Origin of the sequence: Citrobacter sp. Cf087, assembly GCF_030334285.1 — a bacterium.
Lineage (GTDB): Bacteria > Pseudomonadota > Gammaproteobacteria > Enterobacterales > Enterobacteriaceae > Citrobacter > Citrobacter freundii.
On record NZ_JAOWED010000030.1, the window covers coordinates 150,513 to 171,531 of the forward strand.

Annotated in this window: 17 protein-coding genes and 1 pseudogene; 9 read left to right on the top strand and 9 right to left on the bottom strand. The window is 54.4% G+C overall.

The features are described from left to right. Positions 1 to 17: 17 nt before the first annotated feature. Positions 18 to 1,193 (bottom strand): isochorismate synthase EntC, encoded by a 1,176-nt coding sequence (gene entC / locus OGV57_RS14640; RefSeq protein WP_054528178.1) that lies wholly within the window; start codon positions 1,191 to 1,193, stop codon positions 18 to 20. A gap of 187 nt (positions 1,194 to 1,380) precedes the next feature. Between entC and fepB the strand changes: the two genes are divergently transcribed. Then, positions 1,381 to 2,337: a Fe2+-enterobactin ABC transporter substrate-binding protein gene (fepB, locus tag OGV57_RS14645; RefSeq protein ID WP_054528177.1), complete on the top strand. Its 957-nt coding sequence runs from the start codon at positions 1,381 to 1,383 to the stop codon at positions 2,335 to 2,337. A gap of 61 nt (positions 2,338 to 2,398) precedes the next feature. Here the strand turns inward: fepB and entS are convergent, their stop codons facing one another. Next, the gene (entS, locus tag OGV57_RS14650; RefSeq protein WP_048233246.1) at positions 2,399 to 3,634 is read right to left on the bottom strand and encodes an enterobactin transporter EntS; all 1,236 of its coding nucleotides are present in this window, start codon (positions 3,632 to 3,634) and stop codon (positions 2,399 to 2,401) included. Between the two features lie 109 nt (positions 3,635 to 3,743). Between entS and fepD the strand changes: the two genes are divergently transcribed. From fepD to fepC, 3 genes are read left to right on the top strand one after another with little or no spacing between them, the layout of a single operon-like run. Next, positions 3,744 to 4,751, top strand: a complete 1,008-nt coding sequence (gene fepD, locus OGV57_RS14655) for a Fe(3+)-siderophore ABC transporter permease (protein ID WP_003835646.1) — start codon at positions 3,744 to 3,746, stop codon at positions 4,749 to 4,751. Beyond that, positions 4,748 to 5,740, top strand: a complete 993-nt coding sequence (gene fepG, locus OGV57_RS14660) for an iron-enterobactin ABC transporter permease (RefSeq protein WP_003022026.1) — start codon at positions 4,748 to 4,750, stop codon at positions 5,738 to 5,740. Before fepD ends, fepG begins: the two co-directional genes overlap by 4 nt. Next, positions 5,737 to 6,534 (top strand): iron-enterobactin ABC transporter ATP-binding protein, encoded by a 798-nt coding sequence (fepC, locus tag OGV57_RS14665; RefSeq protein WP_003847439.1) that lies wholly within the window; start codon positions 5,737 to 5,739, stop codon positions 6,532 to 6,534. The genes fepG and fepC overlap by 4 nt, the downstream gene beginning before the upstream one ends. Positions 6,535 to 6,580: 46 nt before the next feature. Here the strand turns inward: fepC and wzz(fepE) are convergent, their stop codons facing one another. From wzz(fepE) to fes, 4 genes are all read right to left on the bottom strand, one after another. Beyond that, positions 6,581 to 7,714 (bottom strand): LPS O-antigen length regulator Wzz(fepE), encoded by a 1,134-nt coding sequence (gene wzz(fepE) / locus OGV57_RS14670; RefSeq protein ID WP_054528176.1) that lies wholly within the window; start codon positions 7,712 to 7,714, stop codon positions 6,581 to 6,583. 228 nt (positions 7,715 to 7,942) lie between these two features. Next, positions 7,943 to 11,833: an enterobactin non-ribosomal peptide synthetase EntF gene (gene entF / locus OGV57_RS14675; RefSeq protein WP_054528175.1), complete on the bottom strand. Its 3,891-nt coding sequence runs from the start codon at positions 11,831 to 11,833 to the stop codon at positions 7,943 to 7,945. After that, complete coding sequence (locus OGV57_RS14680) at positions 11,830 to 12,048, bottom strand: MbtH family protein (protein ID WP_054528174.1); 219 nt, start codon at positions 12,046 to 12,048, stop codon at positions 11,830 to 11,832. The genes entF and OGV57_RS14680 overlap by 4 nt, the downstream gene beginning before the upstream one ends. A 30-nt stretch (positions 12,049 to 12,078) precedes the next feature. Beyond that, on the bottom strand, positions 12,079 to 13,296 hold the full coding sequence (gene fes / locus OGV57_RS14685) for an enterochelin esterase (protein ID WP_072143929.1): 1,218 nt from the start codon (positions 13,294 to 13,296) through the stop codon (positions 12,079 to 12,081). A gap of 253 nt (positions 13,297 to 13,549) precedes the next feature. On the opposite strand from fes, the gene OGV57_RS14690 reads away from it, so the two are divergent. Beyond that, a complete protein-coding gene (locus tag OGV57_RS14690) occupies positions 13,550 to 15,823 on the top strand; it encodes a TonB-dependent siderophore receptor (RefSeq protein ID WP_003835658.1) in 2,274 nt (757 codons plus the stop codon). 49 nt (positions 15,824 to 15,872) lie between these two features. Further along, complete coding sequence (entD, locus tag OGV57_RS14695; protein ID WP_054528173.1) at positions 15,873 to 16,526, top strand: enterobactin synthase subunit EntD; 654 nt, start codon at positions 15,873 to 15,875, stop codon at positions 16,524 to 16,526. On the opposite strand, the gene OGV57_RS14700 is transcribed toward entD, so the two are convergent. Then, positions 16,501 to 17,220, bottom strand: coding sequence for a GNAT family N-acetyltransferase (locus OGV57_RS14700; RefSeq protein WP_054528172.1), 720 nt, complete (start codon positions 17,218 to 17,220; stop codon positions 16,501 to 16,503). The two genes, entD and OGV57_RS14700, sit on opposite strands and share 26 nt — an antisense overlap. 142 nt (positions 17,221 to 17,362) lie before the next feature. Between OGV57_RS14700 and OGV57_RS14705 the strand changes: the two genes are divergently transcribed. Together OGV57_RS14705 and OGV57_RS14710 are read left to right on the top strand one after the other, a co-directional pair. Continuing rightward, positions 17,363 to 18,481 carry a YbdK family carboxylate-amine ligase gene (locus OGV57_RS14705; protein WP_044699485.1) on the top strand — a complete coding sequence of 373 codons (1,119 nt, stop codon included), beginning with the start codon at positions 17,363 to 17,365 and terminating at the stop codon, positions 18,479 to 18,481. Between the two features lie 66 nt (positions 18,482 to 18,547). Then, positions 18,548 to 18,796, top strand: a complete 249-nt coding sequence (locus OGV57_RS14710) for a DUF1158 domain-containing protein (RefSeq protein ID WP_003835669.1) — start codon at positions 18,548 to 18,550, stop codon at positions 18,794 to 18,796. Between the two features lie 21 nt (positions 18,797 to 18,817). Here OGV57_RS14710 and OGV57_RS14715 read toward each other — a convergent pair whose 3' ends face one another. Together OGV57_RS14715 and OGV57_RS14720 are read right to left on the bottom strand one after the other, a co-directional pair. Further along, entirely contained in the window at positions 18,818 to 19,159 is a 342-nt protein-coding gene (locus tag OGV57_RS14715) for a RamA family antibiotic efflux transcriptional regulator (RefSeq protein ID WP_003021996.1), read from the bottom strand. A gap of 17 nt (positions 19,160 to 19,176) precedes the next feature. Then, the gene (locus tag OGV57_RS14720) at positions 19,177 to 20,289 is read right to left on the bottom strand and encodes an MBL fold metallo-hydrolase (protein ID WP_032936911.1); all 1,113 of its coding nucleotides are present in this window, start codon (positions 20,287 to 20,289) and stop codon (positions 19,177 to 19,179) included. A 189-nt stretch (positions 20,290 to 20,478) separates the two neighbouring features. On the opposite strand from OGV57_RS14720, the pseudogene OGV57_RS14725 reads away from it, so the two are divergent. Continuing rightward, positions 20,479 to 20,946, top strand: a pseudogene (locus OGV57_RS14725) (TetR/AcrR family transcriptional regulator); the annotation flags it as partial. Positions 20,947 to 21,019: the final 73 nt, after the last annotated feature.

Genomic DNA, 21,019 nt, shown 5'->3' on the forward strand with positions numbered 1-21,019 from the left:
ACCAGTCCACAAGGCTCTTAATGCAGTCCAAAAACATTCAACATCGTGGAGAGCTTGGCCCCCGTTTCACGCCATTCCGCAACCGGGGAAGAGGCTGGAACAATTCCTGCTCCGGCAAAGAAACGCACCTGATTGCGCAACAGCTTCGCACAGCGGATCGTCACCACCCACTCACCGTTACCTTCGGCATCACACCAGCCGACAATACCGCCGAACAGTTCGCGATCGAACGGCTCCAGCTCGGCGATAAGCTTGCGCGCAACCTGATGTGGGAAGCCACTCAGCGCAGGCGTCGGGTGCAACAGGCACGCCAGCGTCAGGGCGTTTTCCTGCGCGTTGGCTTTACCTTCAAACGGCGTGCCGAGGTGCCAGAGCGTCGGCGTAGTAACCAGCTGCGGAGAAGAAGGCAGTTGCAGTTCACGGCTGCGATCGCGCAATACCGTTTTCATCGCTTGCGTCACCAGTTCGTGCTCATGGCGGTCCTTCTCAGATGCCAGCAGGCGGATCCCTGCTTCGCGATCCAGCACATCATCAGGCTGACGACGTGCAGAGCCCGCCAGCGGCAGAGAACTGAAACGCTCGCCTTCTTTGCGCAGAAGCAATTCCGGGCTGGCACCAATCAATACGCCGCCGTCTTCAATCGGCACATGGAAGTTGTAGCTCGCTGGATTTTGCGCCACCAGACGCTCCAGCAGCGCACCACTGTCAATGTTGGCATCGGTGGTGATATCGATCAGGCGTGACAACACCACTTTGTCGACTTCCGGAGTAGACGTCAGCGCAGCCGCCCGGGCGACCATATCTTCAAAAAAGTCCTGTTCCGGGATCGATTTACGTTCCACGACGTTCAGCGACTGATGCGCGGTAAAGTAACGTGATGATTGCTGCTTCGCCGTACGAGAAAAGCTCTGCCACGATTGGGGAATAAACAGCGATGATGGCTGGCGGGTATCAAAGGGAATCGCCCCGACCATGACAGGATTCGCGATACCCTGTGATTTGGCATCAGCAAACAGTGTGTTCATTTTTTGTTGGAAAGGGCTGTCTGGCGAATCGCCATCAATTGCCGGTTCCGCATAGCGGGCGAAGCATCCTGACGTCGTAAAACTACGGTACGGCGACATAAAGAAAAAACTGTCGGGAGCGAGCGTCGGCATAGTCTGCGTTTTTTCCTCGGCCAGTGACGTATCCATATCATCCTCCAAAAATGATAAAGGCCCTAATAATGATTATCATTTATATTTTCGGTCGCTAACCTAAAAGTAAAGCGGCGGTATGTCAACTCTTGTGGTAGCACAATGTGCGACTTTGGCTTGCATCCTTGCTCGCTAACAATGAAAATGAGAAGCATTACTTATACTGATAACAGGAAGCTGATTCGTGAGTCTCCCCTCTTTTTGCCGCACCGTGCTCTTACTGGCAGGTTTATCTCTTTCAGGAATTTCTTCAGGTCACGCCGCCGACTGGCCGCGTCAGGTTACTGACAGCCGCGGCACGCATACGCTGGAGCATAAACCGCAGCGAATTGTCTCCACCAGCGTGACCCTCACCGGTTCGCTGCTGGCGATTGATGCCCCGGTCATCGCCAGCGGTGCCACTACGCCGAACAATCGCATCGGCGATGCGCAGGGCTTTTTACGCCAGTGGAGCGAAGTGGCAAAAGAACGCAAACTGAGCCGCCTGTATATCGGCGAACCGAGCGCCGAGGCCGTCGCAGCTCAAATGCCGGATTTGATTCTGGTAAGCGCCACCGGGGGCGATTCTGCCCTCGCGCTGTACGATCAGCTGTCCACCATTGCGCCAACGCTCATCATTAATTACGACGATAAAAGCTGGCAGTCGCTGCTGACCCAGTTAGGTGAAATTACCGGTCAGGAGCAACAGGCTGCTGCGCGTATTGCCGAGTTTGATAAGCAACTACAGGCAATTAAGCAACGTATTACTCTGCCACCACAGCCGGTCAGCGCGCTGGTATATACCGCCGCGGCGCACAGCGCCAACCTGTGGACGCCTGAGTCAGCGCAAGGCAAGCTGATGGAGCAGTTAGGGTTCACGCTGGCAACGCTGCCTGCCAACTTGCATACCAGCCAGAGTCAGGGCAAACGCCACGATATCATCCAGCTTGGCGGTGAGAACCTGGCGGCAGGCCTGAACGGCGAAGCGCTGTTCCTGTTTGCTGGCGACAGCAAAGATGCCGATGCTATTTACGCTAATCCGCTTCTGGCGCATCTGCCAGCCGTGCAAAATAAACGTGTTTATGCCCTGGGTACGGAAACCTTCCGTCTCGACTACTACAGCGCAATGCTGCTGCTGCAACGTCTGTCGGCTCTGTTTTAATTGCCAGCGCCGGATGCGGCTAACGCCTTATCCGGCCTACAATCCGTAGAGCACAACGCGATCAGACATTCACGGGGACTTGCCGGAATCGGCGCACTTCTCCCAACAACAGCAGCAGTAAAAGACCGACAATCACCAGCCCAAACCCACTCACGCTTGCCGAAGCAACTGGCGTCATCATCGCGCCCAGACCACCTAACAACGCCGCGCCAATCGCATCGCCGGTGACGTTCTGTGCGGTCCACAAACCATTAATTCGCCCGAGCATCGCTTCCGGCGTCTGCGTCTGTAACAGGGTGTACTGCAACAACGAACTGACCGCACTTAGCCAGCCAAACAGCGCCAGGCAAATAACCCCAAGCTGCCAAATGGGCATCAAGCCAAACAGACCGATAGCCAGAAATGAAGCCACGGTCGATGCCAGCATGATCAGTCCCGGACGAAGACTGTGCGCCAGTTGTCCGCTGGTCAATGCACCCACGGCAGCCCCCAGCGGAATAGCCGCATACAGCAGGCCAATTTGCGCACTCGACATGTGCCAGTTAATCGCCAACGCCGGATACAGCACGCGCACGGCGCTCGCCATGGTTAACAGACCACCGAGCAGTGCAATGCCGCCAATCAGTGGGCTGGCAAGCAGAAAGCGGAATGCTGCCAGCAGCGATTTCAGCGGATGCTCACGCGGCTGCGGCGGAGGCGGCAACGCGGGAAGACTCAGCAACGGTAGTAAGGTAATGAAGGTCCCCGCCGCCGCCAGTCCGTAGTTCCAGGCCACACCGCCGGTCGCGAGCAACACCCCGCCAAGCATCGGCGAAATTACCGATCCCAGACGTACCGTCAGCATGGTAATCGCCCCGGCCTGCATCAGATTCTCCCGCCCGACCAGCGCTGGCGTCGCTGCCAGTAAAGCAGTCACGCCCAGCGAAGCAAAGAAACCGTCCCATAAGCCAAGCAGATAAATTGCCAGTAACGACGGTTCGGGAAGTAACGCATTCAAACACAGGCCAATAAAGCCAATGCCACAGGTACCACGCGCCAGCAGGATCACTTTTTTACGCTCATAGCGGTCGGCCAGCACACCGCCCACCATCAGGCCAATAAACATTGCACTGCCGGTCAGCGTCACCGACAAACCGACCTGCCAGGTCGACTGGGTCATCATCTGGATTTGTACCGGAACCGCTACGCCGAGTAGCCCCAGAGAGACAATGGAAATAAAACGGGCGAGGAAGACTGCACGAAATGCAGGGTGGGTCTTTAACAGGCTGAGATTGAGCAGCCATGATTGTCGATTCATTACAGAGCCTTACCAGGTACTTTTTCAATATCCATTCGATGGCTGCACATGCTAACATATCCAAATAAGATCGATAACGATAATTACTATCATTATCAGGGAAGTTGATATGTCATGCTCTGTTTCCGCGACACGCGCCTTCGCCGTGCCCGGACTATTGTTATTACTTGTTCTGACCACGGTATTAAGTCTGGTTATTGGCGCCAAGTCGCTACCTGCCTCCGTGGTGCTGGATGCGCTCACCGGCAGTTGTCAAAGCGCTGATTGCACCATCGTGCTTGACGCGCGACTCCCACGCACGCTGGCGGGGCTGCTCGCCGGTGGTGCGCTGGGCCTGGCTGGCGCATTAATGCAAACGCTCACGCGTAATCCTCTCGCCGATCCCGGCATTCTGGGCGTCAACTCCGGTGCCAGCTTCGCTATTGTGCTGGGCGCCGCGCTGTTCGGCTTTTCCTCTGCGCAAGAGCAACTGCTGATGGCCTTTTGCGGTGCGCTGGCTGCGTCGCTTATCGTAGCTTTTACCGGTAGTCAGGGCGGTGGGCAGTTAAGCCCGGTACGTTTGACGCTGGCGGGCGTTGCCCTGGGCGCGGTGCTGGAAGGATTATCCACCGGCATCGCCCTGCTCAACCCGGACGTTTACGATCAGTTGCGTTTCTGGCAAGCTGGCTCACTGGATATCCGCAGCCTGCAAACGCTGAAGGTTGTATTGGTACCAGTACTGATTGCCGCGGCTGTCGCACTGTTCCTCAGTCGCGCCCTGAATAGCCTGAGCCTCGGGAGCGACACAGCTACCGCGCTTGGTAGTAAAGTCGCTCGCACACAGTTTATTGGCCTGCTGGTGATTACCGTACTGTGTGGCAGCGCGACCGCGATTGTCGGTCCTATCGCCTTTATCGGCCTGATGATACCTCACATGGCGCGCTGGCTGGTGGGGGCGGATCACCGCTGGTCACTGCCCGTCACCCTGCTGGCAACCCCTTCTCTGTTACTGATTGCCGATATCATCGGTCGCCTGATTGTTCCCGGCGAGCTGCGCGTGTCGGTGGTCAGCGCTTTCATCGGCGCGCCGGTGCTTATCTTTCTGGTACGCCGTAAATCGCGCGGGGGTGGCGCATGATGCACCTCTCCCGCCGCCTGATAATCAGCAGCCTACTGCTGGTTGCAGGTTGTCTCGTCATTGGTTTATGGAGCCTGCGTAGCGGCGTTGTTACGCTGGAAACCCAGCAAATTATTGCCGCCCTGCTCGGCGATGCGCCGCGCAGTATTACCCTGGTGGTGACCGAATGGCGTTTGCCACGCGTGCTCATGGCGCTATTGATTGGCGCAGCGCTCGGCGTGAGCGGCGCAATATTTCAGTCGCTGATGCGTAACCCTTTGGGCAGTCCGGATGTGATGGGCTTTAATACCGGTGCCTGGAGCGGTGTGCTGGTGGCAATGGTGCTGTTCGGACAGCATCTTACCGCGATCGCGCTGGCTGCCATGCTCGGTGGGATCCTGACTTCTCTGGTGGTCTGGGCGCTCGCCTGGCGCAATGGGATCGACACCTTCCGGCTAATTATTATTGGTATCGGCATACGCGCCATGCTGGTGGCGTTCAACACCTGGCTACTGCTGAAAGCATCATTAGAAACCGCGCTAACGGCCGGACTGTGGAACGCTGGATCGCTCAATGGCCTGACCTGGGCCAAAACCTGGCCGTCTGCCCCGCTGATTATCATCATGCTGGTATGCGCCACATTGCTGGTACGCCGGATGCGCTTACTGGAAATGGGTGATGACAGTGCCTGTGCGCTTGGTGTCAGCGTTGAGCGCTCGCGTCTGATGATGATGCTGGTTGCGGTTGTACTGACCGCTGCCGCCACCGCGCTGGCGGGTCCTATCTCGTTTATTGCCCTTGTCGCGCCGCATATCGCGCGACGTATAAGCGGCACATCGCGCTGGGGATTAACCCTGTCAGCGCTGTGCGGCGCGTTGCTGCTGCTGATGGCGGATTTATGCGCCCAACAGCTGTTTATGCCTTATCAGCTTCCGGTGGGCGTTGTCACCGTAAGCCTCGGCGGTATTTATCTTATCGTCTTGTTAATTCAGGAGTCCCGCAAAAAATGACCGAATCAGTAGCCCGTTTGCGTGGCGACCAGTTAACGCTGGGTTATGGCAAGTTTACCGTGGCGGAAAACCTCAATGTGTCGATTCCCGACGGTCACTTCACCGCGATTATCGGGCCAAATGGCTGCGGGAAATCGACATTGCTGCGCACGCTTAGTCGCCTGATGACGCCCGCGAACGGCAAGGTCTGGCTCGACGGCGAACATATTCAACACTATGCCAGCAAGGAAGTCGCCCGACGAATAGGTTTGCTGGCGCAAAATGCAACCACGCCGGGAGATATTACGGTACAGGAGCTGGTTGCCCGCGGGCGCTATCCGCACCAGCCGCTGTTTACCCGCTGGCGGCAAGAGGATGAAATTGCGGTCTCAAACGCCATGCAGGCGACGGGTATCACCCACCTGGCATCACAAAGTGTGGATACCCTTTCCGGCGGACAACGTCAACGTGCATGGATTGCGATGGTGCTGGCGCAGGAAACGTCGATTATGCTGCTTGATGAACCCACCACCTGGCTGGATATCAGTCATCAGATCGATCTGCTGGAACTGCTGAGTGACTTAAACCGGGAAAAAGGCTACACGCTGGCCGCCGTTTTGCACGACCTGAATCAGGCCTGTCGCTATGCGACGCATCTGATTGCGCTGCGAGATGGAAAAATTATTGCCGAGGGTGCACCGAAAGAGATCGTCACCGCGCAGCTTATTGAAAAAATCTATGGACTGCGCTGTATGATTATCGACGATCCAGTTGCCGGAACGCCGTTAGTAGTGCCGCTTGGACGCAGCAAATAACACGCGTTATCGTAAGGCGGCTGGCTTGCCGCCATACGATAATTCATCACACCAGTTGCTGATCAATAAACGTCATTTTTTGCTTACGCGACACCATGGCATAGTTCAGCAGAACGCCACCACACGCCACCATTCCACCCAGTAATGCGGCCAGAATAACGATCATTGATTTAGCCGGGCCATCTTTTTTCACCGGCAGAGAAGGCGTAAGTTGATATTTAAACGGTGTGAATTTTACGTCGCTCACATTCATCGCTAACAGTTGCTCAACGTGATACTGCCGATTACGTAATTCACCGTTAATTTCAGCAACATCCGTTACTGATTTTTCTATTTCTAATTTACGTTCGATGCCGTCAGCACCCAGTGAAATAGAGAAATCGGGATCATCCTTCACCGCCTGGCCATTACTGTAGACCGGCTTTTTAATCCCGGCGGCATTGGCAATCTCCAGCGAGTAGTTCAGTCGCTGGATATTTGCTTCCAGTTGGTTCTTGAGCCTGACGCGATCCATCTCCAGCCTTTCTTTCTCGAAGCTGGTTTTGATGGATAGTTTATTGCGAATATCTTCCAGCGTTTCTTTCACTACAACATCAGAAATATACTGGATATAGCCCTTCAGCACAGACTGGGCTTCTTCGGCTAGCGGCGCGGTAAAACTCAGCGTCCATGCGGTATACAGCGAGGTTTCATTCTTTTTTGCTGCATTGCTGTCGGTCGCTTTCATATTTTCACTGAGCCTCACGATTGCCCGGTGCAGGTCCATTTCGTCGATATCAGCGCCTTTCAATTGATCCATCACGTAAGGTGAAGAGCGTAGATATTCTTCTAACAATGAAGGCGACTGGAATTTTTTGATAAACAGGTTAAACACATCACCACGGCTAACGCTAATATCCATATCCAGCACGCGCAATTTGGTCAACGTATTCTCGAGACTCTGCCACTGGACCGGTTCTGCGGGGGTCACGATTGCCTGACTGGTCCATTTTTGCGGAAGCAGGAAAGATACCAGAATACCCACACAAGCAAAGGCGAAAACGGTCGCGATAATTTTCGTTCTTGCTCGCCATAAGATTTCGATTAGGTTCACTAAATCGATTTCATTTGCGTTTGCCGCTGGCTGAGGATAGCCAGTAAATTCCGAAACGTTATCTTGCTTAATATTTAATGATGACATGTTGCGTGACCTGAAAACTTTCCCAAAAGAAAAACATTTCTGTGGGGGGAGTCTACCAGCTAGTCAGAATAATCCGAAACACTCTTTGTGCTGGAAGCCCTACCAAAAATTATATTAGGAATTTATTCACCCCTTTAATCGCCCTCTGTCCCCAAGAAAGATTAACTCCATAACATATCATTTACATTATGGAGTTATTCGATCGTTCCGATAACGAAATAAGTCTGGTTATACCGATTTATTGATCAGGGTGTTTATGATTGGCCCTATCACCTCAAACGAGGCGGGGGAAATAATATCAACATGCGCGCAGTCGTGGCGGTAAACATCCAGACTGGATATCCACGGGGCCCAGCTACGTTCAGGGCTGACACCCGGCACTAAGGTACGCTCAGCAACGAACAACGTGGCGTGACCTGCAAACGGCACGCTGTGCGCCGTGGTGAGCAGGCGAACCGCATCGGCGTAGTTGCCTTCAATAGCGTTAAATAAGGCCTCTGACGCATTCCCCTGCTGCGCCGCCAGAAACGCTTCGCGTTCACGCTCGATCTCCGCCAGCACCGCTGGATCCAGCCCATTGGCCTCTTTTTCTTGCCAGTTTTGCGTCTCTGGCGGCCAGGTATCCAACAGACCGAGGAATGCAACCGACTCTCCTCTGGCATGTAAGCGCGCGGCGATCCCCTGTGCCAGCGTGCCGCCCAGCGAATAACCTAATAAATAGTAAGGTCCGTGAGGTTGTTGACTGAGCAGCGTTGCCAGGTGATGTTCGCATACCGAGTCGAGATTTTCCGCCGTCTGCATCGGGCCATCCGGTCGTGGCGACTGAATACCCATAATCGACCACTGAGGGCTGAGATAACGCGACAGCACGCTAAACTGCCAGGCAAAACCCGACGCCGGATGGAAGCAGAACAACGTTGGGCCGTGACTTTCACGCAGTGGCAATAGCGTCTCGAATCCCAGACGATGCGACTGTTCATCATCATTGCTCTCCAGCAATGCGCTCAGTTGTTCCACGGTGGAAGCCACCATAATCTGCCCGGGCGTCACCTGACGCTCAAAAATGCGGCTCAACTGCGCTGCCAGCTTCATCGCCAGCAGCGAATGCCCACCAAGCGCAAAGAAATCAGCCTCTACATCATTCACCTCACAATCCAGCAAGGCCGCAAAAGACTGCGCGATGGTGGTCTCAGTCCCTGTTCGCGGTGCGCGCCCGGAAACACGCGACGTCAACTGCGGCATCGGTAGCGCTTTACGATCCAGTTTGCCGTTCGCGCTAAGCGGCAGTTCCGCCAGTTGTAACAATACCGTCGGTACCATGTGCGCAGGCAGTTTTTCGCGCAGACGTTCCCGCAACACAGCCGTATCCAGTGGCAAACCCGATTGCGACACCAGATACCCCACCAGTTGGCGCGCATCGCCGCCTGTCGCCGCAGCCTGGTTGAATACGCAGGCATGGGCAACGGCATGCTCGACATCAGGCAACTGCTGCATCACCCGGTCAATCTCGCCGAGCTCAATGCGCTGTCCACGAATTTTAAGCTGGTCATCGCTGCGCCCGAGGTATTCCACCGCGCCATTTTCCAGCCAGCGCGCCACATCTCCGGTGCGGTACATACGTTCACCGACGCTAAACGGATCGGCGATAAAGCGGCTCGCCGTCAGATCCGGACGCCCCAGATAGCCTTGCGCCAGTTGGATCCCCGTCAGATACAGGTCACCCGCTACGCCGAAAGGCACCGGGCGCATCATGGCATCCAGAATGCGTAAACCGGTATTCCAAACCGGATAGCCAATCGGTACGCTGTTGCCGGTTACGGCAGCGAGATCTTCTCCCCAAGCCGGATACCAGCTCACATCGACCGCAGCTTCCGTTGGTCCGTACAAATTGTGCAGTGGCGCATGAGTCAACTGCTCCCACTCACGGCATAAATCGGCTGGCAAGGCTTCGCCGCTGCAAAATACCCGTTTCAGAGAGGCACAACTCTCCCGCGCGGTTTCCGGCGTCAGTGAAGCGACAAAAGCGGCCAACATAGAGGGGACAAAGTGCGTGGTCGTCACCCCATAACGGGCAAAGAACTGCTGCATCTCCAGCGGATCGCGGTGCGCTTCAGGTTCTGCCATGACCAGTTTTGCCCCGGCAATAAACGGCCAGAAAAACTCCCATACCGAGACGTCAAAACTGCATGGCGTTTTTTGCGCCACCACATCATCTGCGGTCAGCGGATAGTGATTTTGCATCCACAGCAGACGGTTAACGATGGCGGTTTGCCCAACCATCACCCCTTTTGGTCTACCGGTAGAACCGGAAGTAAAAATGATATAGGCGGTATGATTGGGTTGAGATAGCGCCAACGGAGCAGCATCTTCTGCTGGCAGCGGCGAGTCATAGCAGAGACTTTCCAGCCCTGGGATATCGCTAAAACGCGCCAGTTGCTCTTCAGTCGCTATCAACAATTTTGGCTTCGCGTCTTCGAGCATCATCCGCAGGCGATCCTCCGGGTATCCGGTATCCAACGGCAGCCAGGCAGCTCCGGCTTCCACAATACCGTGCAGCGCCAGCGTCAGGAACACAGAACGCGGTAATGCCACTGCTACGCTGTCGCCAGGACGGACGCCGCGTTCGCGCAGAAGGCTCGCCAGCGCCACGACCTGCTGGCGCATTTCGCGATAGCTAAACTGATAACGGGCATCGGCCAGCGCCGGGGCATCCGGCGTTTTATCGGCCTGCTGTGTCACCAGTGCGCTAAGCGTAGTGAACGGGCTCTCCACGGTCGTGTCGTTAATCTTCGCCAGCCGCTCATGTTCTGTAGGCAACAGCATCCCGGCGTCGCCGCAGCATAGCGACGGATTGTCAGCAAACTGCTCGATAAGCCCGATTAAACGCGAGGCATGCTGCGCCAGCGTTTCTGCATCGTAGCGCTGTTTATTGGCCAGGATTTCAATACTCAGCCCGCCGTTTTCATCCGGGAACAACGCCAGTTCAAGATCGTTCACCGGTCCTGTCGCCAGCGTATGAGTTTGCGCCTGAACGCCGGGAATATTCAGATGATAGTCGAATATTTTCACATTCAGCACCGGGCCAAACAGCGGCTCTGCACCGGCTGCACGCCCAATATCGCGAACGATTTGTTCGGCATCATAACGTTGATGCCGACGCATTTTCTTCAACTGCCCGGCCAGTCGTTGTGCAAGCGCAGGCAAGCTTTCTGCCGCATCCAGCCTCACACCAAATGGCAGAACGTTTAAAACCGGTCCAGTGGACGTCAACGCCGCCGAGCCCATGCGCCGCATAAAGATAAACCCGGCGGCATAATCCATTCGGCTGCATAAACGTCCCAGCCACAATGCCACCAGCGCGAGGGCCAGATCCGCACGCTGAACGTCAGGCATGCGTGCCGCAAGCCGGCGAAACGCTCCTTCAGGCGCGGTTAACTTCATACGAATAATATCCGCGCTGGCCGAGCGTCCCGGCAACGGATTGTTCGACAGCGAAGCAGGAGGTGGGAGTTGCTTTCGCTGCTCGCGCCAGAAGGCGCCGTCGCGTTGCCAGGCATCACTTTGACGGTACTGTTGATACTCTTCCACCACCTCGGCGAACGGCGTAAAAGGCGAGTCTGGCGTAGACTCGCCATCTAGCCATGCGCGATAGATTGCGGCTATCTGGCGGGTAATGGCCGGGAAGCTGAAGCCATCGACCAGCAAATGATGGTAACGCTGATACCAATACCAACGTTTATCTCCCACCTGTATAAGCTGGTGAAAAACCAGCGGCTTATTGCCGTCAGCACGTATGTCCTGCTGCAGGTCTGCCTGCATCAACGCACGCGCCACCTCATGTGGGTTGGATTTTTCGCGCAGATCGATGATTTCGGGTTGCGCAAAAGTGAGCGCAGGATCCACCCATTGCCAGACCTCGCCGTTATCTTCGCTAAACTGCATTCGCAAGGTATCGGCCTGCTCCAGACCCGCCACAACCGCTTTCGCCAGCAACAACGCGTCCAGTTCGCCGGTTAATTCTACGTAGTGCGCCACGCTCCACGCCGAGGGCAATGTGGAGAGTTTTTCCGCCATCCAGATCCCCGGCTGGGCCGCCACTAACGGTAAACGCTGAGTCATGGAGCCTCCTGCACATCGACATAGTTCGCGGGCGTCAGCGTGGTCCAGTTTGCATCCAGCCATTGCTGGCAGGCTTCCTGGGATTGGGGTTCGCAAGCAATTTTCCAGCCAGCAGGAAGTGAACACTGCTGCGGCCAAAGGCTAAACTGACGTTGGGGATTTTGCAGAATGTAAAACTGGCCCTGCGGATTATCGAAGGGGTTACTGAATTCCATACTCAACTCCTGTCGTGGAACATCGTCCGGTTAAATCGTGTCGGTAAGCGGTTGCCAGAGCGTCATTAGCCCTTGCATCAGACCGCCGCGCCAGCAAAGCGCATCGTGTCCACCATCAACCTGACGCCAGAAAATAGACTGTGGTGCAGAAGGTAACTGGGCATATAACGCCTGATTAGCGCGATAAATAATGGGCTCGCGGATCCCCGCTTCCAGGACAATACGCAGTCCCTCAGCGCTGATGGTCCCGGTCTTCAGTTGCTCAACGATCGCTCCGTCCTGATGACCACCACGATGCGGCCACCAGTAAGAGCCCGACTGGCTAAGAACACAGCCAAAGCGCGCGGGCCAGTTCAGCCCGGCATACAGCGATGACAACCCGCCAAAACTTTGTCCGGCGACCACAGTACGCTGCGGATCGTCACTGAATGCGGTCGTCGTCTTCACCAGCGGCAACAGCTCCTCTTGTACCGCCAACCAAAAATCCGCGTTACACGGCAGTTCGCGGCTACGGTGAGCCGTGTCGATGGCATCAATCAGGAGATAAACGGCAGGAGGAAGGTGTCCACGATGCGTAAGTGAAGTTAGCGCAGGCCAGACCGGCATACTCTGTGCCCAAAACTGCCCATCCAGCAGGATAGCCAGCGGACGAGATTCCGCTTGGGCCTCTCCGGTGGTAAATACCCATACGCGACGCGTATTACCAAGCCTGGCGCTACGCCATTGCAGGCAAACTGCGGGTGAATCGGGGTCTTCAGGTCGATCCCATCCGGGCTGTACGGGCGCCTCCGGCATTTCCAGCGCAGACACCGCATGGCCGCGACCGCCCTGCCAGCTCTGCGGATTAAGGGGATCGGCAATGGCCTGCGGCAGCAATTGCCGCCAGCCTTCACGCAGTACGCTTCGGTCAGGCGCTGCGCCCACCGCCAGCGAGGAAAAGATATCGTTTCGTGTTGTCGGGATAAAACAGTAGCTGCCGCGCCAGTTGGCGCTGAGAGAAACACGCCAGCACCAAACATTTGTTCCATCAATGCGTTGCATCGACTGAGGGGTAGCGTTTTGATGATGATCGGTGACGCCAGTGATATAGACCCACACGCGATGAATGGCTGACTCTTTCTCCGTTCCCTGCGGGTCACGCCACCAGAAGGTTACCCGATAATTTCCGTTGTCTTCACGCTCCCACTCCGGGCCTTTTTTTGACTGCCACCACGCCTCGCTTCCCATCTTTAACGTCGTCACCGCCATAACCCCATGTTTATTGTGAAATTTTATGATCTAGCGTGAAATATATTGATAATATTATTGATAACTATTTGCATTTGCAATAGCGTATTGTCGCGCTGTGGGAAGCGCGCACAGTTTTTCACCACTTATAAACCGACCTGGCGCTGCGTACTTTTTCTGGAATGGATAGTTTACGCAGATGCGGGCGACATCAGACCAAATGCCGCACCGAGGCACATTGGTACTCGTGGCTAAAAGAACAGCAGGACATACAATGAACAACAAGATTCATTCACTGGCCTTATTGGTCAATTTAGGGATTTACGGGGTAGCCCTGCCAGCAATGGCAGAAGATCAAACCGATAGCGTAGCTGTCTCTCATGAAGACACCATCGTCGTTACCGCCGCCCAGCAGAACCTACAGGCGCCGGGCGTGTCAACCATTACCGCTGATGAAATTCGTAAGAACCCTCCCGCTCGCGATGTGTCGGAAATCATCCGTACCATGCCTGGCGTTAACCTGACCGGTAACTCAACCAGCGGTCAGCGCGGCAACAACCGCCAGATCGATATTCGCGGCATGGGGCCAGAAAACACCCTGATTTTGATCGACGGTAAACCGGTTACCAGCCGTAACTCCGTACGCCAGGGCTGGCGCGGCGAGCGTGATACCCGCGGCGATACCGCCTGGGTTCCACCGGAAATGATTGAGCGTATTGAAGTGCTGCGCGGTCCTGCCGCGGCACGCTATGGCAATGGCGCAGCTGGCGGCGTGGTGAATATCATCACCAAAAAAGGCAGCAATGAATGGCACGGTTCCTGGGATACCTATTTCAACGCCCCGGAACACAAAGACGAAGGATCGACCAAGCGCACCAACTTTAGCCTGAATGGTCCAATGGGTGGGGATTTCAGCTTCCGCCTGTACGGTAATCTCGATAAAACCCAGGCCGACGCATGGGACATCAACCAGGGTCATCAGTCAGAACGTACCGGCACATATTCAAATACCTTACCAGCCGGTCGTGAAGGGGTGATCAACAAAGACATTAACGGTGTGGTTCGCTGGGATTTCGCCCCACTCCAGTCACTGGAACTGGAAGCCGGTTATAGCCGTCAGGGCAACCTGTATGCGGGCGACACTCAAAACACTAACACCAACCAACTGGTGAAAGATAACTACGGGAAAGAGACCAACCGTCTTTACCGTCAGAACTATTCTCTGACCTGGAATGGCGGCTGGGATAACGGCGTCACCACCAGCAACTGGGTACAGTACGAACATACGCGTAACTCCCGTACGCCTGAAGGTCTGGCGGGCGGTACTGAGGGTATCTTCGACCCGAATGCGTCACAAAAATATCTCGACGCCGACCTGAGTGACGTCATGCTGCACAGTGAAGTCAGCATTCCGTTAGATCTGCTGGTCAACCAAAACCTGACGCTTGGTACCGAATGGAACCAGCAACGCATGAAGGACATGTTGTCCAATTCACAGACCTTTATGGGCGGTGATATTCCAGGTTCGAGCAGTACCAACCGTAGCCCATACTCAGACGCGGAGATTTTCTCTCTGTTTGCTGAAAACAACATGGAACTGACCGACAGCACCATGTTGACGCCGGGTCTGCGTTTCGACCACCACAGCATCGTTGGTGACAACTGGAGCCCATCTCTGAACCTGTCCCAGGGTCTGGGTGATGACTTCACGCTCAAGATGGGGATTGCGCGAGCCTATAAAGCACCAAGCCTGTACCAGCTCAACCCGAACTACATTCTGTACAGCAAAGGCCAGGGTTGCTACGCCACCGGTTCCGCGACGGGCATTGGTTGCTACATGATGGGCAACGATGACCTGAAGGCCGAAACCAGTATCAACAAAGAGATTGGTCTTGAGTTCAAACGTGACGGCTGGCTGGCCGGGGTAACCTGGTTCCGTAACGATTACCGCAACAAGATTGAAGCGGGTACGGTACCGTTCGACAGAACGTCTATCACCAGCAAAGGGAAGACGACTTACACTGATATCTATCAGTGGGAAAACATTCCTAAAGCAGTGGTTGAGGGTCTGGAAGGTACGTTGAACGTACCGGTTAGCGAAACCGTTAACTGGACCAACAACATTACCTACATGCTGCAAAGTAAGAATAAAGAGACCGGCGAGCGCTTGTCGATTATTCCTGAATACACGCTGAACTCAACGCTGAGCTGGCAGGCGCGTGAAGATTTATCGCTGCAGTCAACCTTCACCTGGTACGGTAAACAGCAGCCGAAGAAATACGATTACCAGGGTAAACCGGTAACCGGTAGTTCGGCGAGTGAAGTCAGCCCGTACAGCATCGTCGGCCTGAGCGCGACCTGGGATGTGACGAAAAATGTCAGCCTGACTGGCGGCGTGGATAACGTCTTCGACAAACGTCTGTGGCGTGAAGGCAATGCCCAGACCACGGGCGATATTGTAACCGGGAACTATATGGCGGGCGCTGGCGCGCACACCTATAACGAACCGGGCCGGACGTGGTTCATGAGCGTTAACACGCACTTCTGATAACGTTTCTCCCTCTCCTCGCTACGGGGAGAGGGAAACAATAACGTCGATGCACACAACGCACACAACGCTCACTTTCGCAGACCACACGCTGCACATTGTCGAGTTCGATCCCGACACCTTCCAAGAGCACGACCTGTTCTGGCTCCCCCACCATACTCAGCTTCAATCCTGTGGGCGTAAGCGTAAAGCTGAGCACTTAGCGGGGCGTATTGCCGCAGTACATGCATTACGTGAATACGGTATCAAAACTGTGCCTGGCATCGGCGGGCAGCGACAACCGCTGTGGCCACAAAAGTTGTTTGGCAGCATCAGCCACAGTACGTCAACTGCACTGGCGGTGGTATCGACGCATCCCGTCGGACTGGATATAGAAGCTATTTTTACACCACAAACCGCAGTTGATCTGACTGGCGGCATTATCGATAACTGTGAACAACGGCTTTTACAGTTCAGTTTGGTTCCCTTTCCGCTCGCCTTAACCCTGGCGTTTTCCGCCAAAGAGAGCGTGTATAAAACATTTTCCGCGCAGGCATCGGAGCTGCCGGGATTTGCCAGCGCCAAAATAGTTGCACTCACAGCGACACACTTAACGGTGCAACTCACCCCGTCATTTTCGCAAAACCTCGCCGGGCAGGAAGTTAATGTTCGCTGGTTTCAGCATGATGAAAACATCATTACTCTGTGTGAAGCGGCTTTGTAACAAAGTCCGCCATTGACCGGCGTTGCCGCCCGTGTTCATCAAAGTTCTCCGCCGCCAGCCAGCGCTGTAACACGGCGTCACACCGGGGCCATTCGCCGTCAATCATCGATAACCAGTCGCTGTCGCGATTGCGACCCTTGCGCACAATCTTCTGGCGAAAGCGTCCTTCGAAGATAAACCCAAGGCGCTCCGCTGCCCGTCGAGAAGCGGTGTTCAAAGAATCGCATTTCCACTCCACGCGACGATAACCCAACGCAAACGCCTGGCGCAGCAGCAGCCAGATGCTTTCGGTACCAAGTACCGTATTTTTCATGCGCGGTGACCAGGTCACATGACCAATTTCGACCGAACCGTGCTCGCGTTCGATCGCCATAAAACACACCAGTCCGACGGCACGTCCGAAACGCTGCTCAATGACGGCATAGGGAACCAGAGAGGCATCAGTGGATTTCCCCTCAACCCAACAAGCTGCAGCCTCAACGCTTGTGGGGCGAGAGCTTGCAAGCCAGGTCCAGTCGCGATCGTCCGGTGCCTGCGCGTAGGCATCAAACAGATCGGCGGCATGGCTGTCGGCATCCAGAGGAACCAGTCGACAATATTGACCGACAAGCGTTTCCCGTGGCAGTACGGCAGCGCCATTCCAGTCCGGCACAACATCGCCGACGGTCTGCCCATAAAGATTTATTTCCGGCACGATTCAACCCCAGTTGCGAAGTAAAAAATAGTTATAACACCGGCCATTTCACCTTCAAAGCGTCACCAGGGAATATCTGACAACGAACAGAAAATCAGCCGCCCTTCTATACTGATTAAAAATCAACGCTGAAGAGAGTCTTATGCCACTTCCCGATTTTCATGTTTCTGACCCTTTCACGTTAGGCATTGAACTGGAAATGCAGGTGGTCAATCCTCCGGGCTACGACCTGAGCCAGGATTCTTCCCGGCTGATTGACGCCGTAAAGCCGCTGCTTACCGCTGGAGAAGTCAAGCACGATATCACGGAAAGTATGCTGGAGATGGCGACTGGAGTTTGTCGCAATATCGACCAGGCGAGTGCTGAATTATCCGCCATGCAGCAGATAATCACGCGGGTTGCTGCAGAGCAGCACCTCGCCATTTGTGGCGGGGGTACGCATCCATTTCAAAAATGGCAACGTCAGGAAGTCTGCGATGACGAACGCTATCGGCGTAACCTGGAAAACTTCGGTTATCTCATTCAGCAGGCGACGGTATTTGGCCAGCATGTGCATATCGGCTGCGCAAACGGCGACGATGCCATATACCTTCTGCATGGCCTGTCGCGATTTGTTCCGCATTTTATTGCGCTCTCTGCCGCTTCACCTTATATGCAGACGTCCGACACGCGGTTTGCCTGCGCGCGACTGAATATATTCTCCGGATTTCCCGATAATGGCCCGATGCCATGGGTGAATAACTGGCAGGAATTCGAGGGGCTATTCCGTCGACTGGCTTACACCAGCATGATTGATAGTATTAAAGATTTACACTGGGATATCCGTCCCAGCCCACACTTTGGCACGGTAGAGGTTCGGGTAATGGATACGCCACTGACCCTTGATCATGCGGTCAATATGGCAGGGCTTATTCAGGCTACCGCCCACTGGTTACTCACCAAACGTCCGTTCAAGCACCAGGAGCGTGATTACCTGTTGTATAAATTCAATCGTTTTCAGGCCTGTCGCTTTGGTATGGCGGGAATCATCACCGACGTCAATACCGGCGACGGTTGTCGCTTGTCAGATGATACATTGCGACTACTGGAGAATGTTGCTGTCTCTGCGGATAAAGTGGGCGCGGCCAGCGCGATTGAAGCCTTGCATCTGCAGGTTAAGCATGGTCATGACGAGGCGCAAAACATGCGTGACTTCGTCGCCGAAGGCGGGTCGCTGAGTGGTCTGGTGAAAAAACATTGTGAGATTTGGGCCGGGCTGTAAACGTGGCGTTTGCGTTGCCCACAGAGATCCCGGACAATGGCTTTTTAACTCAAGTTTAACAATACCATGAAACACCCGCTTGAATCACTGATGACCGCCGCCGGGATCCTGTTGCTGGCATTTTTGTCCTGTCTGCTGCTGCCCGCCCCCTCAGTTGGCCTGGTACTGGCGCAAAAATTCGTGGCCACCTTTCATTTGATGGATCTCAACCAGTTTTATACTTTGCTGTTTTGTCTGTGGTTTTTACTGCTGGGGGTGATTGAGTATTTCGTTTTGCGCTTCATATGGCGGCGCTGGTTCTCGCTGGCGGATTAGGCCCGCGAGAACCCTTAGCTGTTAATGCGTTCGGCTATGATTTTCTTTGCGATAAGCGCCCGGCGGCTGGCTGAACGTACGGGTGAAAATACGCGTAAAGGTCTGCTGCGAATCGAATCCGTATTTCAAACAGATGTCGTACACTTTCTGGTCGGTATCGCGTAGATCGCGCGCGGCCAGTAGCAGCTTGCGTTCCCGAATGTAACGCCCGAGGCTTTCGCCTTTATACTGCATAAAAAGACGCTGCAGGTGCCATTTTGAATATCCCGCATGGCGTGCAATATCATCAATGCGCAATGGTTGATTCAAATTATCATCAATCCATTCAACAATCGTATCAATTACCTGAGCAGAAATCGTCATCATGCTCTCCCCTGTATTCATTGAGTCACCTGTTGCCACCAGGCCGTAAACAGTTGGTCCGGTGCGGACAGTATTACCGGTTCACCCAGCATTGGCGTCAGCAATCGGTAATCGTAACGACGGCTGGCAAGCGCCAGTCGTTTGTAAGGATCATCCCAGGTATGTTTCGCCAGAACGAAACGACCTGCATGCCCTGGTAGAACGGCTTTCGCATGCAGATCGACCGCAGCCTGTGCCGTCTCTTCCGGCATCATGTGAATAAACTTCCAGTCATGGTCATACTGGCCGTTCTCCATAATCGCCAAATCAACCGAGCCAAACTGCTCGCCGATGGCTTTAAAATGCGGTCCATAGCCGGAATCGCCGCTGTAATAAACGTTCTGCTCCGGCGTTTCAAACATGAAACTCGCCCATAGCGTCTGATTGCGCTTGATGCCTCTCCCCGAAAAATGACGGGCTGGCAACGCATGAACGATCAGCGAATCCGTTACTCTGATGGATTGATTCCAGTCCATCTCGTCGATTATCTCGCCGCGCATTCCCCAATAACGTAGATGTGACCCTACGCCAAGCGGCGTAATCACCCGCTTAATTTTCGGCATTAACGCCTTGATCGTAGCGAGATCCAGATGGTCATAGTGATCGTGCGAGATAATGAGCAGATCGATCTCCGGCATCGTCTGTGCGGACCACGGATAATCACCGGCAAAGGCTTTGTTCAGGAATGAAAGCGGTGCGGCATAGTTGCTAAACACGGGATCGATCAGGATACGTTGACCCGCCAGCTGCAAATACCACGAAGAGTGACCCAGCCAGACAAGCGTGTCCTGCTCTGGAGATAACCCGACGAGATCGGTCGCCACCAATGGCAACGGATGTGCTGGCCGCGCATTTTCGCGCTTAGCGACCAAAAACTCCCACCAGGCAGCCAGCATACTTTTGTTGCCGGTATAGCCCGGTGTTGGTACCTGGTTATGAAACTGTCCATCACGATAGTGCGGTGACTGTTCAACCTGACTCAGCTGTGCCCCTTTCGGTGCCTGACCAAACCCGGCATTGAGTAAAAACGGTAAACTTGCAGCTGCGCCAATGAGCATAATAACAACCACACAAACTGTGAGACGCTTCATATCCTGACCTTAAACACGCCCCCTTTCCGCTGGTTTGCGTGACTGACTCTTGATTATGAGTGAGTAAGCACTCATTATAGAAATCGAAAGTTCGCCGTCAAGATGATTTTCAATCTTTGACATTCACCGTTGCGGTGCTGCAAAGGCCGTGATTCAATCATGCTTTTTACAACTTAAGGGTAAAGTGTAGTGGCTCGTCCGAAGAGTGAAGACAAAAAATTGGCATTACTGGAAGCTGCAACCACAGCATTTGCACAATCAGGTATTGCGGCGTCTACCGCCGTAATTGCCCGCAATGCAGGTGTTGCGGAGGGAACGTTGTTTCGCTATTTCGCGACCAAAGATGATTTAATCAACGAGCTTTACCTCTTTTTAAAGCACGATCTCTGTCAGTCGATGATGGCAAATCTGGATCGCTCAGTGACCGATGCCAAAACCATGACTCACTATATCTGGAACAGCTACATTAGCTGGGGCCTGAACCATACCTGTGGGCATCGCACGATTCGCCAGTTAGCCGTTAGCGAGAAAATCAGCAAAGAAACAGAACAGCAGGCCGACGATATGTTCCCGGAACTGCGCGATCTTTGTCATCGCTCCGTGCGACCTGAGTTTATGTCTGACGAATATCGAGCTTTCGGCGATGGCCTTTTTGTCTGGCGCGTTTCAGCGTTAATCTGCAGAATAGATAAATCACCGATCTCATCACCAGGATGAGATCGGTAGAAAC

Bases quoted from the DNA above. Each gene is read 5' to 3' on its own strand.
- entD (WP_054528173.1), top strand. From the start codon at position 15,873: ATGCACACAACGCACACAACGCTCACTTTCGCAGACCACACGCTGCAC.
- OGV57_RS14705 (WP_044699485.1), top strand. From the start codon at position 17,363: ATGCCACTTCCCGATTTTCATGTTTCTGACCCTTTCACGTTAGGCATT.
- fes (WP_072143929.1), bottom strand. From the start codon at position 13,296: ATGGCGGTGACGACGTTAAAGATGGGAAGCGAGGCGTGGTGGCAGTCA.
- entF (WP_054528175.1), bottom strand. From the start codon at position 11,833: ATGACTCAGCGTTTACCGTTAGTGGCGGCCCAGCCGGGGATCTGGATG.
- entC (WP_054528178.1), bottom strand. From the start codon at position 1,193: ATGGATACGTCACTGGCCGAGGAAAAAACGCAGACTATGCCGACGCTC.
- OGV57_RS14715 (WP_003021996.1), bottom strand. From the start codon at position 19,159: ATGACGATTTCTGCTCAGGTAATTGATACGATTGTTGAATGGATTGAT.
- OGV57_RS14710 (WP_003835669.1), top strand. From the start codon at position 18,548: ATGAAACACCCGCTTGAATCACTGATGACCGCCGCCGGGATCCTGTTG.
- fepD (WP_003835646.1), top strand. From the start codon at position 3,744: ATGTCATGCTCTGTTTCCGCGACACGCGCCTTCGCCGTGCCCGGACTA.
- fepC (WP_003847439.1), top strand. From the start codon at position 5,737: ATGACCGAATCAGTAGCCCGTTTGCGTGGCGACCAGTTAACGCTGGGT.
- OGV57_RS14690 (WP_003835658.1), top strand. From the start codon at position 13,550: ATGAACAACAAGATTCATTCACTGGCCTTATTGGTCAATTTAGGGATT.
- entS (WP_048233246.1), bottom strand. From the start codon at position 3,634: ATGAATCGACAATCATGGCTGCTCAATCTCAGCCTGTTAAAGACCCAC.
- OGV57_RS14720 (WP_032936911.1), bottom strand. From the start codon at position 20,289: ATGAAGCGTCTCACAGTTTGTGTGGTTGTTATTATGCTCATTGGCGCA.
- OGV57_RS14680 (WP_054528174.1), bottom strand. From the start codon at position 12,048: ATGGAATTCAGTAACCCCTTCGATAATCCGCAGGGCCAGTTTTACATT.
- fepG (WP_003022026.1), top strand. From the start codon at position 4,748: ATGATGCACCTCTCCCGCCGCCTGATAATCAGCAGCCTACTGCTGGTT.